General features: G+C 65.4%; 15 protein-coding genes. 8 read left to right on the top strand and 7 right to left on the bottom strand.

From position 1 onward, the window contains the following. Positions 1-23 precede the first annotated feature (23 nt). The 5 genes from ftsE (at position 24) to BN1233_RS03090 (ending at position 4,375) form a co-directional block, all read left to right on the top strand. Positions 24-716 carry a cell division ATP-binding protein FtsE gene (ftsE, locus tag BN1233_RS03115; protein WP_046862433.1) on the top strand — a complete coding sequence of 231 codons (693 nt, stop codon included), beginning with the start codon at positions 24-26 and terminating at the stop codon, positions 714-716. Between the two features lie 269 nt (positions 717-985). Next, complete coding sequence (locus BN1233_RS03105; protein WP_052763701.1) at positions 986-1,909, top strand: cell division protein FtsX; 924 nt, start codon at positions 986-988, stop codon at positions 1,907-1,909. A gap of 211 nt (positions 1,910-2,120) precedes the next feature. Beyond that, positions 2,121-2,858 (top strand): YdcF family protein, encoded by a 738-nt coding sequence (locus BN1233_RS03100; RefSeq protein WP_046862431.1) that lies wholly within the window; start codon positions 2,121-2,123, stop codon positions 2,856-2,858. 171 nt (positions 2,859-3,029) lie between these two features. Then, positions 3,030-3,779 (top strand): lysophospholipid acyltransferase family protein, encoded by a 750-nt coding sequence (locus BN1233_RS03095; RefSeq protein WP_046861959.1) that lies wholly within the window; start codon positions 3,030-3,032, stop codon positions 3,777-3,779. Positions 3,780-3,955: 176 nt separating this feature from the next. Beyond that, positions 3,956-4,375: a hypothetical protein gene (locus BN1233_RS03090; RefSeq protein WP_048708840.1), complete on the top strand. Its 420-nt coding sequence runs from the start codon at positions 3,956-3,958 to the stop codon at positions 4,373-4,375. Positions 4,376-4,381: 6 nt separating this feature from the next. Here the strand turns inward: BN1233_RS03090 and BN1233_RS03085 are convergent, their stop codons facing one another. Next, entirely contained in the window at positions 4,382-4,918 is a 537-nt protein-coding gene (locus BN1233_RS03085) for a gamma-glutamylcyclotransferase (protein WP_046861958.1), read from the bottom strand. 215 nt (positions 4,919-5,133) lie between these two features. On the opposite strand from BN1233_RS03085, the gene BN1233_RS03080 reads away from it, so the two are divergent. Continuing rightward, positions 5,134-6,174 (top strand): DUF2125 domain-containing protein, encoded by a 1,041-nt coding sequence (locus BN1233_RS03080; protein ID WP_046861957.1) that lies wholly within the window; start codon positions 5,134-5,136, stop codon positions 6,172-6,174. A 74-nt stretch (positions 6,175-6,248) separates the two neighbouring features. Here BN1233_RS03080 and BN1233_RS03075 read toward each other — a convergent pair whose 3' ends face one another. From BN1233_RS03075 to BN1233_RS03065, 3 genes are all read right to left on the bottom strand, one after another. Next, on the bottom strand, positions 6,249-7,196 hold the full coding sequence (locus tag BN1233_RS03075) for a prephenate/arogenate dehydrogenase family protein (RefSeq protein ID WP_046861956.1): 948 nt from the start codon (positions 7,194-7,196) through the stop codon (positions 6,249-6,251). Beyond that, a complete protein-coding gene (gene hisC, locus BN1233_RS03070) occupies positions 7,189-8,301 on the bottom strand; it encodes a histidinol-phosphate transaminase (RefSeq protein WP_046861955.1) in 1,113 nt (370 codons plus the stop codon). The genes BN1233_RS03075 and hisC overlap by 8 nt, the downstream gene beginning before the upstream one ends. Positions 8,302-8,457: 156 nt before the next feature. Then, positions 8,458-9,303 (bottom strand): chorismate mutase, encoded by an 846-nt coding sequence (locus tag BN1233_RS03065; RefSeq protein WP_046862429.1) that lies wholly within the window; start codon positions 9,301-9,303, stop codon positions 8,458-8,460. Between the two features lie 238 nt (positions 9,304-9,541). On the opposite strand from BN1233_RS03065, the gene metX reads away from it, so the two are divergent. Together metX and metW are read left to right on the top strand one after the other, a co-directional pair. Then, complete coding sequence (gene metX, locus BN1233_RS03060) at positions 9,542-10,618, top strand: homoserine O-acetyltransferase MetX (RefSeq protein ID WP_244470843.1); 1,077 nt, start codon at positions 9,542-9,544, stop codon at positions 10,616-10,618. Continuing rightward, positions 10,615-11,232, top strand: a complete 618-nt coding sequence (gene metW, locus BN1233_RS03055) for a methionine biosynthesis protein MetW (protein ID WP_046861953.1) — start codon at positions 10,615-10,617, stop codon at positions 11,230-11,232. The genes metX and metW overlap by 4 nt, the downstream gene beginning before the upstream one ends. 12 nt (positions 11,233-11,244) lie before the next feature. Here the strand turns inward: metW and BN1233_RS03050 are convergent, their stop codons facing one another. The 3 genes from BN1233_RS03050 to BN1233_RS03040 all read right to left on the bottom strand — a co-directional run bounded on the left by BN1233_RS03050 (position 11,245) and on the right by BN1233_RS03040 (position 12,984). Then, positions 11,245-11,535: a hypothetical protein gene (locus BN1233_RS03050; RefSeq protein ID WP_046861952.1), complete on the bottom strand. Its 291-nt coding sequence runs from the start codon at positions 11,533-11,535 to the stop codon at positions 11,245-11,247. A 299-nt stretch (positions 11,536-11,834) separates the two neighbouring features. Continuing rightward, positions 11,835-12,761: a site-specific tyrosine recombinase XerD gene (xerD, locus tag BN1233_RS03045; protein ID WP_046861951.1), complete on the bottom strand. Its 927-nt coding sequence runs from the start codon at positions 12,759-12,761 to the stop codon at positions 11,835-11,837. Between the two features lie 76 nt (positions 12,762-12,837). Further along, positions 12,838-12,984, bottom strand: a complete 147-nt coding sequence (locus tag BN1233_RS03040; protein WP_046862428.1) for a hypothetical protein — start codon at positions 12,982-12,984, stop codon at positions 12,838-12,840. Positions 12,985-13,041: the final 57 nt, after the last annotated feature.

Here is a 13,041-nt window from a genome sequence, read left to right as displayed (position 1 = left end):
GCGGTTAAGTTCGGGTGAAAGCACTGTTCGAGAACGAATTCGAAGTCCGGCCTCCGGCCGTCCATCTGGAGAATGTCGGCGTCCGATACGGAATGGGTCCGGAGGTCCTGCGCGATCTGACATTCTCGATCGAACCACACTCTTTCCAGTTTCTCACCGGCCCGTCGGGCGCGGGGAAGACGACGCTCCTGCGCGTGATCCTCCTGTCGGTGCGGCCGACCCGTGGCCTCGTGTCCCTGTTCGGGCAGGATGTTTCGCGCATCTCCAAGGAGGAACTCACGGAGCTGCGGAGGCGGATGGGCGTCGTGTTCCAGGACTTCCGCCTCCTCGATCACCTCACGACCTACGAGAACGTGGCGCTGCCGTTGCGCGTGCAGGGCCGCGAAGAGACAAGCTACAGGTCCGAGGTCGTCGAACTCCTTCGTTGGGTCGGGCTCGGAGACCGGATGCATGTCCTCCCACCCGTCCTGTCCGGCGGTGAGAAGCAGCGTGCGGCAATTGCTCGCGCACTCATCGTACGTCCGGATCTTCTTCTCGCCGACGAGCCGACCGGGAATGTCGATCCTCCCCTGGCGCGGCGCCTCCTGCGTCTCTTCCTGGAATTGCATCGCCTCGGAACCTCGGTCGTGATCGCAACCCACGATTTCACGCTCATGGACCAGGTCGATGCACGCCGGCTCGTCCTCGGCGATGGACAACTCCACATCGACGATTAGCAACTCGAAAAGGACAGATCGGTTGATTGGCCAGCTGCTCGCACCGGGCCCGCGGGGTCGCAGCGCCGAGGTCGCCGTGCAGATGTCCTCGCCATGGATCGGATCCGGCCGGGGCGACCTGTCGCGGTGGATCGTCTATGGCTGGGTCACGATCCCCCACTGGAGGGCAGGCATCCTGCCGAGATGGAGCGTGAGAGCGGCGATTGCCCATGGATGAGATCTACGACCAGGACGTCTTGGAAGAGGAACCCTCCCGGCCAACTCCCGAAATGCGGCCCCTGCCGGCGACTCTGCGCCGTGGCGCGCCGCTCGTGCCGGTCGACACCACTGGCGGACGGGCGCTCGCGGCGGTGATCGGGATTCTCACCTTCCTGGCCGCTCTCTGCGCGGGCGGGGCCGAACTCGTTGCGGCAAGCTCGGCCGAGTGGCGGGCTGCCGTCACTCGGGAAGTGACGATTCAGATCCGCCCGAACGCGCAGCGCCCGATCGAGGCCGATGTCGAGCGCGCGGCCGCCCTCGCGCGCGCCGTCCCAGGCGTCGAAAGCGCCCAGCCCTTTACTCAGGCGGACTCGGAACGGCTGCTCGAGCCCTGGCTCGGAACCGGCCTCGATTTCAGCGATCTGCCGGTGCCGCGCCTGATCGTGTTGCAGCTTGCGGACGAGGCGCGACCCGACTTCACGGAACTCCGCGAGCAATTGCGGAACCAGGTTCCAGGGGCGTCCCTCGACGACCACGCTCTCTGGGTGTCGCGCCTGTCCACAATGGCGAATACCGTCGTGGGAATCGGTCTGGCGCTGGTCGCCCTGGTGCTTGCTGCGGCCGCTCTGGCCGTGATCTTCGCCACCCGCGGCGCCATGGCGGGCAGCCGGGAGGTCGTTGAAGTGCTGCATTTCGTGGGAGCGAATGACGACTACATTGCGCGTGAATTCCAGCGGCGTTTCTTCCGGCTCGGCCTGCGCGGCAGCATCGTCGGGGCTGCGGCGGCGCTCCTTCTGACAATCCTGTTCGGCCTGCTGGCACAGGCTTGGCGGGCGAGTCCGGCAGGTGACCAGATCGAGGCGCTTTTCGGGAGCTTCTCGATCGGCTGGCGGGGCTATGCCATCATTGTTCTCATTGCTTTCATGGTTTCCGCGATCGCCGGCATCGTCTCCCGCGTGACGGTCAGGCGATTTCTCAGCGACAACGGCGTATAGGCTCTCGGCTGCCGGTTTCTTAACGGCGCATACGGTCTTGGTTTCCGCGCTCCACGAGTTGGATTTGTTAACGATAACGGCACATAGGTTTCCCGGATGACCTGCCTTCACGGTTTCCCGAGCGACCTGCCTCCACGCTGCCCTATTCGCCCCTATCCTCGCTCCCATGAACGCACATTTGCGCAACGTCGCATCGTTCGGTGTCGTCCGCATGCCTGAGCCACTTGGTTGGGGCTGGAGCAAGGCGGCGAGTGCCGTGCCGGCTCCGGCGCGGCGCACCGGCCGTCACTTGCGCGCTGCGCTCCTCGGCGTCGCGGTATCGTCGACGGCCACCGTTCTTGCCTTCGCAATCGGCTTCCTCGTTTTCGTGCAGTCTCTCGAGCGGCTCGAGCGGCTCCCGGCCGAGCGGGCGGACGGCATTGTCGCTCTGACGGGCGGCGCCCAGCGGATCGGCGATGCAATCGATCTCCTGGCCCAGGGTTATGCCCATCGTCTTCTGATTTCGGGAGTCAACGAGCGCACGAGCCGGGAGGAGATCGCTCGCCTCAATCCCGGCCAGCGTCGCCTCGTCGAGTGTTGTGTCGACCTCGATTACCGGGCGCGGAACACGATCGGAAACGCGATCGAGACACGGCGCTGGGCGGAACGGAATGGGTTCCGCTCACTCATCGTGGTCACCTCGGCCTATCACATGCCGCGGACTCTCGACGAGCTCGACCATGTGATGCCGAACCTGCGGAAGATCCCGCATTCCGTCGTGACCCCGAACCTCGACCCCGCGACCTGGTGGCACGATCCCGCAACGGCGCGGCTTCTCGCATCGGAATACGTGAAGTTCGTGGTGATGCGGTTGCGCCGGCTGCTCGAAGGCGACCCGGAGACCTCCGCTGCGACCACCCTCTTCGGAGGTGAGCCCGTCAAGATTCTGACCGAGGACAGCTCGGAATAGCGAGGAGCCTGCTTCGAGCAGGCTTATCTCCCCACGCATCCCCGGCCCGGAAGCTTCCAACTCACCGAAACGGCCTTCCTGGCCCCCTGAGAATGCGAACTTTGTCGTCAGGCCCGTTCCCCATGTGGCCGAAAATGTCCTAAACGGGCCTGCCCTTCCCAACCCGGCCCCATGCTCGTCTTCCGCTCTCTCGCTTTCAACACCCTCTACTATCTCAATCTCATCGTCTGGATGATCGCCATCAGCCCGACGCTCCTGTTGCCGAGGCCTGTCTTCATGCAGGCAGCACGGCTCTGGGCCGGCTCTTCCCTGTTCCTCCTTCGTGTCGTCGCGGGCACTCGCGTGGAGTTCCGGGGATGCGAGAAGATCCCGCCCGGCGGCCTGATCGTGGCAGCCAAGCACCAGTCGCTCTGGGAAACCTTCGCCCTTCTGCGGATCTTCGATGATCCCGTTTTCGTCCTGAAGCGCGAGTTGATGTGGATCCCGCTCTTCGGATGGTATGCCTGGAAGGCCCAGAGCGTGGCGATCGACCGGAAAGGCGGGTCCTCCGCACTCAATGCGCTGAATCTCCGTGCGCGCGAGGCCGTGCGGGAGGGCCGCCAGATCCTCATCTTCCCGGAAGGGACGCGCCGTCCGCCCGGAGCGCCGCCGGCCTACAAGTTCGGCGTGGCGCATCTCTATAGGAATATCGGCGCTCCTTGCCTTCCAGTCGCGTTGAACTCGGGACTCTTTTGGCCGCGGCGCAAGTTCCTGCGCCGGCCCGGCACGATCGTAGTCGAAGTGCTCGACCCGATCCCGCCCGGCCTCCCCCGCGACGAGTTTTTCCGCCAGCTCCAAGCGCGTCTCGAGGAAGGCTCCAACAGGCTCCTCGAAGAGGGCCTGCGCGAACTCGGTCCGCTGGCCCCGGCGCCAGGGGCATAGCGGCCGACAGCATGTCCATCATGCGACAGTCGCGCCTCGGGTGCGCTGGATATTCACAAGCCTTGGTGCCAAGGGCGAGCGCCCTTCCCTCTCTCTGACGCGAGGCGCTTCTTGACGCAGCGACGGTCCTCCGGCTAAGTTGAGAACAAATCACGAACATTCGTTTGGGGGATGGCATGCAGTCGCTGCTGGAGGAACGGATGGTGAGCGCGATGGTCCGCGAGGAGCGCCTGAAGGCGGCGTCCGGATTGCGGCATATCGGTCTGTTGCTGACGTCCTGGCGCGGACGGTCGGGCCAGCGCTATGTCGTCGGCGTACATTCCCTTTCCGATGAGGCGAGCGTACTTGGCGCGACCGAAGCCATCATGCTCGCCGTGCGGCGGATGCCCGGTGGAGACGCCCGCATTCTGGAAGCCGTGGCGATCGGAGCTTCGGAATGCGAGGCGCGTAATGCCGAGTGGCTTGCGCGCGCGCGGGATCTGGGTGCAACCGAGATCCACATTCACCGCCTTGCGGACGATGCCGGAGAGCGAGAAGCGATCGTCAGGGACCTCATGCGCGGCGGACGGCGCCCCAGACAACGCTCCGAGGTCTGAACCGGATCAAACGAGCTTGGTGGCCAGACCTGCGAGGATCGGGTCGACGACCCCCATCGCCTGCAGGTGCTCGTAGGTCGAGCGGACGTAATCCGTGTTCGGGCCGGAAACGCCCTCGCCCTGACGCACGAGGCGCAGCAATTCGGTGTCCGGGAGCCGTCCCGCATATTGCGGGTGAGCCCGATCGACCACATAGGCCAAGGCCGTAATGCGGCGCGTGTCATCGAGCCGGACAGGCAGATGCCGCTCGCGGTAGACACCCGTCACCTGCTCGCGCTCACGCAGGTAGTGGACCGTCCCGGCGACTTCTTCTGCTGCGATCCGGAAAGCGACCCCGTGGCAGCACCCGCCTCGGTCGAGCCCGAGCACCAGCCCCGGCCGTTCGGGCGTGCCGCGATGCACATGGGACAGGACGCAGAGAGACCGGTGATAGCCATGGATCAGGCCGTATCGTCGTTCGACAAATGGGAAGCCGGGTCTCCACATCAGAGACCCGTATCCGAACACCCACAGATCAGCAGCGCCTGCGCCGGTCGTGTCCATTCTGATTGAGGTCCTCGCCCGATCTCTGCCGGGATCCGGGGCTATAGCGTTTTCGCGCGGGGTGGTATCGGCCTCTTTACATCACGGACGAATTTTCCAACCGCATGGGATGGCGGATCCAGCCGGCACCGCCAAAAGCCTGCAACGCGGAGCGCAGGTGAGATTCCGACAATGCGACTAAAGAAATCTGCCCATCGAGCGCAGAGGAGATTTGCATGGCAAGCAACGACATCTCGGCGACCCGTCGCAACAGGTTCTGGCTTTACGCACCCTTCACGCTTCTGATTCTCATCGCCATTGCCTGGAGCGCGGGATGGTTCGTCGTGCGCGATCGTGCTGTCTCCGCAATCGATCGATTCCTGGCCGTGGAGGCCGCAGCCGGCCGGCAATGGACCTGCGAGGACAGATCCGTCAGCGGTTACCCATTCCGAATCGAGGTTTCCTGCAAGACGGTCGCACTCCAGCGTGGGCCGGTCACGGCGTCGGCCGGCCGCCTCCTCGCCGTCGCTCAGGTCTACAAGCCGCGCCACATCATCACGTCCCTCGAAGGTCCTTTCCGGCTGAGCGACGACACCATCTCCGTCACCGGCGCCTGGGATCTGCTCGAAACGAGCTTCCATGGCATCCAGGGTGGCTTCCAGCGCGCCTCGCTGGTCACCGAACGCCCTCGTATCGAGATCACTGGGGTCGCGCCGGATTTGCTGCGACTCGAAAGCGAGCACCTCGAGGCTCATCTGCGGCCCAATCCCCGCCGGCCGGCCGAGAAGGCCTATGATGTCGCGCTGAGCACCGTCCGTACGAGGCTCCCTCTCCTCGATCAGCTGCTCGGCGGCAATGAGGCAGCGGATCTCGCAGTCGACCTCACGGCCACCGAGGCGGAGGGTTTCCGGGGCCGCCCCATTGCCCAGGAGCTCGAGCGGTGGCGCCAAGCGAACGGCAAGCTAGAGATCCTGATGTTGTCTCTCTCCAAAGGCACGAGCCGGCTCCAGGCCAAGGGCGGCCTGCAGCTCGACGAGCTGCACCGGCTCGAAGGCGAGCTCAACGTTGCCGCCGCCGGCCTTACGGGTCTGATCTCGCGCCTGACCGGCAATCGCAGCTCGGGAGCGCTCCTCGGTGCCATCCTGGGGCAAGCCCCAGAGCCCGGCACGGGCCCGGCGAACGGTCTCACGCCGCTGCCGCCGCTGCAGCTGGAAAACGGCCGCGTTCTCATCGGCCCCTTCGCGATCCCGAATTTGCGCCTGCCGCCGTTATATTGACGGCTCGTACTCGCGATGGTGTTTCTCGATCAGAATGAATCGTCCGGATCGTCGACTGCAATTGCCGCTGCCGATCAGGGTGTCTCGCGTCGTCGCCCGAAATCGGGTTCCGCCGTCTCCTGCCCGAGCGAGATGATCCCGCGGCGGATCGCCCGGGTGCGGGTGAACAGGTCGAAGAGCTTGTCGCCCTCACCCCAGCGGATCGCCCGGGCGAGAAGGGCGATGTCCTCGTTGAGCCGCCCGAGCATTTCGAGCACGGCATCCTTGTTGTGCAGGAAGACGTCGCGCCACATCGTCGGATCGGATGCGGCAATGCGCGTGAAATCCCGAAAGCCGCCGGCCGAGAACTTGATGACCTCCGATTGCGTCACCGTCTCGAGATCCGCAGCCGTGCCGACGATATTATAGGCGATGAGATGCGGCACGTGACTCGTGATCGCGAGGACGAGATCATGATGCTGCGCCGTCATGATCTCGACATTCGATCCCAGGGCAGACCAGAACTGGCGCACCTTCTCGATCGCCTGCGCGTCGGCCCCGTCGGGTGGCGTGAGAATGCACCACCGGTTCAGGAAGAGGGTCGCGAAACCTGCATCGGGACCCGAATATTCCGTTCCCGCCACGGGATGCGCCGGCACGAAATGAACGCCCGCCGGCAGATGCGGCTCCACCTGCCGAATGACGGAGCCTTTAACCGAGCCGACATCGGAAAGGATGGTGCCGGGTTCGAGATTTGAGGCGATGCATTCCGCAAGGGCGCTATAGGCTCCTACGGGAACGCACAGGATCACGAAATCGGCGCCGGTCACGCCTTCACGTGCGTCTCCGGTCGCACGGTCGGCAAGCCCGAGCGCCTCGATGCGCTCGAGCACAGCCGGGCTCTGATCGATCGCCACGATTTCGCGCGCAATCCGGAGATGCCGTACCGCGCGCGCGAGCGAGGACCCGATCAAGCCGAAGCCGATGATCGCGAGACGCTGGAAGAGCGGCGTCTCCGCGGGTGGCCCGAGCCGCTCAGGCATGAGACTTCGCTCCCTTCAGGAACTCCCGAAGCGCAGATACGACGAGGCGGTTAGCCTCCTCGGTACCGACCGTCAGCCGCAAAGCTCCCGGAATCCCGTAGGCATCGACCCGCCGCAGCACGAGACCCCGCGAAGTCAGGAAAGCGTCGGCCTCACGGGCGGTGCGGCCGGGCTCGTTCGGAAAATGCACGAGCAGGAAGTTCCCCACGCTCGGCGTCACCGTGAGCCCGAGCGCTTCGATCTCCCGCGTCAGGAAAGCCAGCCACGTGTCGTTGTGGCTGATCGATGCGGCGACATGCGCCTCATCCTCGATGGCGGCAATGCCTGCCGCGAGGGCCGGTCCGTTGACGTTGAAGGGGCCGCGGATGCGGTTGATCGCGTCGATCACATGGGCAGGCCCCACCATCCATCCGAGGCGCAGGCTCGCGAGTCCGTGGATCTTGGAGAAGGTCCGCGTCATCACGACGTTCTCGGATGTCGCGACGAGTTCGAGACCCGACGCATAATCGTTGCGACGCACGTATTCGGCGTAAGCGGCATCGAGCACCAGGAGGACATGCGGCGGCAATCCGGCATGCAGCCGCTTCACCTCGTCGAACGGCAGATAGGTTCCCGTGGGATTGTTGGGATTTGCGAGGAAGACGACCTTGGTGCGATCCGTCACCTTCGCGAGGATCGAATCCACGTCGGCGCGATAGTCCCGTTCCTCAGCGACGACGGGCGTCCCCCCGGCTGCGAGAATCGCAATGCGGTAGACGAGAAAGCCATGCTGCGTGAACAGGCCCTCGTCACCCGGGCCGATATAGGCATGCGTGACGAGCGCCAGGAGTTCATCGGAGCCGGCTCCACAGACGATGCGCTCGGGATCGAGCCCGTACCGCGCAGCGATCGCAGCCCGCAGTTTCGAGGCCGCGCCGTCCGGATAATGTTCGAAATGGTCGAGGGCGCGCAGGGCTGCGAGCGCCTTCGGAGAAGGTCCGAGCGGCGTCTCGTTCGATGACAGCTTATGGACCTTCGACACGCCCGGAGCGGCGCTCTTGCCCGGCACATAGGCCTCGATCTGCAGGACGCCCGGGCGGGGCTGGGGTCGAACGGCGGCACTCATGACAGGGTCCTTGGTCTCGCTTTGCGCGAGCGGTCTAGAACATTTTTGGGTGAAGGGGAGAGGGCGCGTCCTCAAAAATCAGCTGGTCGGACATGCACCGGCCGCAGCTCACCGAGCGCTTCCCGATCCCAGCGTTGGAAATCTCGCGCGTGAGGCTCAGCGGCTCTCCCCACCGAGGCTGAACCGACTCGCGTGGGAGCCGACCTCCACGAGGGGTCCGGGATGGGCCCCTGCAGCGGCGAGCGCAGCCGAAATCTTTTCCGGCATCAGCGCGCCCGGAGCCGCAACGAGGCCGGAAAGGCCGATCGGATCGGCCGCACTGGCGATGACCTCGCATCCGAGCCGGTCGAGAGCCTTTGCCGCCGCCCTGTTCCAGCGCTCGAACGTGATCGCATACAGGATCTCGTCGCGAACCGCCGCCTCGGCCAGGGGCTGTGAGATCACGAAGACGGGCGTTCCCGCGGGGTGGTCCGGGCGCTCGATGAAGGGCAGCCGGGCGATGATGCGCGGGCGTCCGGCACTGATGAGCGAACGCCACCAGGCTCCGGCCGACGCACCCTGATCGAGGCGGAAAATGCCGAGGTCTCCCCGGGAGCTGGCCACGGCCTCGATGACATCGGAGGCCGTGGCGTGGGCCACATAGGGGACCGTGAAACCGAAATGGAACCGCGCCGAATCCCGCATAGGCGCGTCCCCGCCGGAGATGTCCGCGTGAACCGAGAAGGGGGCCTGAACGTAGGTGAAGGTTGCGATGATCACCCGCCAGATCCCTTCGACCGTGTCGAGAGGCAGGAGGCCCGCGTGCCGGGCGGCGAGCATCCGCATCATGGCGGCTTCCCGGCCCGGCCGGAAGGCCTGGCCCGATTCGGAAGTGCCCTTCGTCGCGATGAGCCGATCGATGATCCTGCCGCGCTCCATCAGGAGACGGTGCATCGCTTCGTCGAGGCGATCGATCTCGGCCCTCAGGGTCGAGAGGTCGGGAGCAGGTGATTTCGCGGTCATGAAACGTCCAGCCATACGCGGCCATCCTTTCGCAAGCCGGAGGGCTCCTGCCAAGGGATGGAAGCCACTTTCGGACCCCGCTTCGTTGACGGACGTATCCGTTCCTTCTACCGGTGCGTTCGTGTAACCGAACGACATGACCGTGACCGAGCCGAAACGGCTGTTCGCCGAGCCGACCAGCCAGATCGACGCCCCCGCCAGCCTCGTTGCCCATTTTGGCCCAGATGAGCCCCTGGGGATGGATGCTGGTGTCTCCATCGCACCCTGGCAGATCGCGTATCAGACCTATGGCGTCCTCAACGAGGACCGTTCGAACGCGGTCCTGATCTGCCATGCCCTCACGGGCGACCAGCACGTCGCGAACATCCATCCGGTGACCGGCAAGCCAGGTTGGTGGGAGACGATGGTCGGCCCCGGCCGGCCGCTCGATACCAACCGGTTCTTCGTGATCTGCGCCAACGTGATCGGCGGCTGCATGGGGACGACCGGGCCGGCCTCACGCGATCCTGCAACCGGGCGAGCCTACGCCATCGATTTCCCCGTCGTGACGATTGCCGACATGGTGCGCGCCCAGGCGAAGCTGATCGACCGGCTCGGGATCGAAACCCTCTTCTGCGTCGCCGGCGGATCGATGGGCGGCATGCAGGTGCTCGAGTGGGCATCCCGTTATCCGAACCGCGTGTTCAGCGCTCTGCCGATCGCGGCGGCCGCGCGCCACTCGGCGCAGAACATCGCGTTTCACGAGGTCGGCCGCCAAGCCATCATGGCCGATCCGGACTGGCGCGGCGGACGCTATCTCGAAGCGGGGACGCGCCCGACGAAGGGACTCGCCGTGGCCCGCATGGGAGCCCACATCACCTATCTCTCCGAGAAGGCGCTGCACCGCAAATTCGGGCGCAATCTCCAGGATCGGAGCGCACCGACCTTCTCCTTCGACGCCGATTTCCAGATCGAGAGCTATCTGCGCTACCAGGGCTTCACCTTCGTGGAGCGCTTCGACGCGAATTCGTATCTCTACGTCACGCGCGCAATGGATTACTTCGATCTCGCCGCCGAGCATGGCGGCGTGCTCGCCCGCGCCTTCCAGGGAAGCCGCACGCGGTTTTGCCTGATCTCGTTCACGTCGGACTGGCTGTTCCCGACCGCCGATTCCCGCGCGATCATGCATGCCCTGAATGCCGCCGGGGCCTCCGTCGGCTTCGTCGAGATCGCGAGCGACAAGGGCCACGACGCCTTCCTGCTCGACGAACCCGAGATGTTCGCAGCGGCGCATGGCTTCATCGATGCCGCTGCCCGTGCCCGGGGCATCGCATGATCGAGGCTCCGCAGACACGTCTCGATTTCCTGCTCGTGACCGAGATGGTGGCGCCAGGCTCCCGGGTGCTCGACATCGGCTGCGGCGACGGCACGCTTCTGGCCTTGTTGCAGGAGCGGCGGGGCACTGACGGGCGCGGCATCGAACTGTCCCGCGAAGGCGTCAGCGATTGTCTCGCGAAAGGCCTGCCGGTGATCCAGGGCGACGCCGACACGGATCTTGCCGATTATCCGGACGACGCTTTCGACTACGTGATCCTCTCGCAGACCATCCAGGCGACGCGGCAGCCGCGCGTCGTGCTCGAGCATCTCCTGCGGATCGGCCGGCACGCGATCGTCTCCTTCCCGAATTTCGGCCACTGGAAGGTTAGGCTCGATCTCCTCACCCGCGGCCGGATGCCGATCACGAGCAACCTGCCCTATTCGTGGTACGACACGCCGAACATCCACTTCTGCACGATCCGCGATTTCGTGGAGCTCTGCCGGGAGGTCGGAGCCCGGATCGAGAGAGCCGTGGCCCTGAACGCAGGAGGCCGGCCGATCCAGGTCGTCCTTCCCTGGTGGTTCTGGAACATGTTCGGCGAGCAGGCCGTCTTCCTGCTGCGGCGCGGCTGAGAGGAGCCGACGCTATCCCTTCACGGAGATCACGGTTCTCCGCACGGGCCGGACGGGCGCGCAATCGTCCCGCAACCCGCCCCAGGGGAGCCCCACCTTGTAGGTCTTGCGCAGCCCTCCCCAGGGCAGCAAATCGCCACGGCATCGGGCACAGGGAAGCGGTCTTTCGCGAATGATGCGAACGGGCGGATAAGCCTCGATGACGTAGGGCTCCACGAAACCGACGAGCTCTTGGCGGTAGTCCGCGGCACCGGCAGCCGAGCACATCGACAGGAGTATCAAACCAGTAAGCCCGACGCGCATCGCGATTCCTCCGAGAGAAAAACAACGGCTACGGCCAAGGTCGGGTTCCCGTGCTGATGCAGAGTGACTGGGTCGTATCAGGGACCCCACTCGAAGCCCGGATTGCTTCACTTCGTTCGCAATGACGCAGCGTGTCCGGCGCCATGCCGCTCTCGGTCGTGCTCCTCGCGCTATCGCGTCCGTACCGTTGTCGCGAGCGGAGCGAAGTGATCCAAGGTGCACCGTCCCGTCACCAGATCGCCGCCGTGGTCGCTCTGACTGGCCTCGCCGGTGCGGAGCGCAACCGACTAGACTGCCGATCACTCCTTCTGCGCGAGCGGATGCAGATCCCGCACCATGCTCTTCAGGCGCTCGTCGAGGACATGTGTGTAGATCTGCGTCGTCGACACGTCGGCGTGCCCAAGGAGCTCCTGCACGACGCGGAGGTCGGCACCATTCTGCAGGAGATGGCTCGCAAAGGCATGGCGAAGGACGTGCGGGCTTACCTTGTCGGTGCGCAGACCGGCCGCAGCAGCGATCACCTTGAGATCCCGGGCAAAGGCCTGTCGCGTGAGGTGCCCGCTCTCGCTATCGGCCGGGAAGAGCCATGCGCCGCCAACGCGGTCGGCTTTCTCGAGTTCGGCCACGTAGGCCCGGCAGGCCTCTCGCGCGGCATCGGTCAGCGGAACGAGGCGCTCCTTGCTCCCCTTCCCACGCACGATCAGGAAGCGGTCCCGGGTCTTGGCGGCCCGCAATGGGAGGGCCACGAGCTCGGAGACACGCAGACCCGTCGCGTAAAGGAGTTCCAGGAGGCAGGCCATGCGCAGCGCGCGCAGCCGGGCTCCGCTGCTCTCGGCCAGCGTTGCGCCTTCCTGCGCCACGGCGAGCAAGCGGTCGACTTCGTCGACGGACAGGGTCTTCGGCAACCCTCGGCCGCGCTTCGGGGCGCCGATGGCGGCCGTGGGATCCTCGGGGGCATAACCCTCGGTATAGAGAAACTTGTGGAACTGCCGCACGGCCGAGAGCCGGCGGGCCGCCGAGGTCGCCTTCAATCCCCGTTCGTCGAGGCTCGCGAGAAAGGCCCGGATATGGCTCGCCTTGGCGCGGGCGGGCTCGATCCCGGCCTCTCGGCAGAAATCCAGATAATCGACGAGATCCCGCCTGTAGGCCTCCAGGGTGTTCCGCGCGGCGCCCCGCTCTGCGGCCAGCATGTCGAGAAACAGGTCCGCGTGGCGTCCGGCACTCATGACGCAGGTGACATGCAGCGGAGCGGAACGATGCCCTCCGGACGACGGGACTTCGAGAGGCCACGCAGCCGGGCAATCATCGTCCCGACAGGCGATTGTTCGGGACCGTGATGGTCATCTCGCGCGGCTCGGGCTCCACCAGGGTCGCGAGGGCGAACATGGCTGCGTAGACGAGACCGGCGATGATCGCGATAACGAAAAGAAACCGGAAAAGGGTCGGCACTGAGATCTCGAGCAAGTTCGGGACCCTACACCATGGGCGCTCCCCGATGGCAAGAGC

Origin of the sequence: Microvirga massiliensis, from assembly GCF_001006805.1 — a bacterium.
Classification (GTDB): domain Bacteria; phylum Pseudomonadota; class Alphaproteobacteria; order Rhizobiales; family Beijerinckiaceae; genus Microvirga; species Microvirga massiliensis.
Note: the sequence above shows the minus strand (reverse complement) of the source record. Positions and strands in the feature narration are given on the sequence as shown.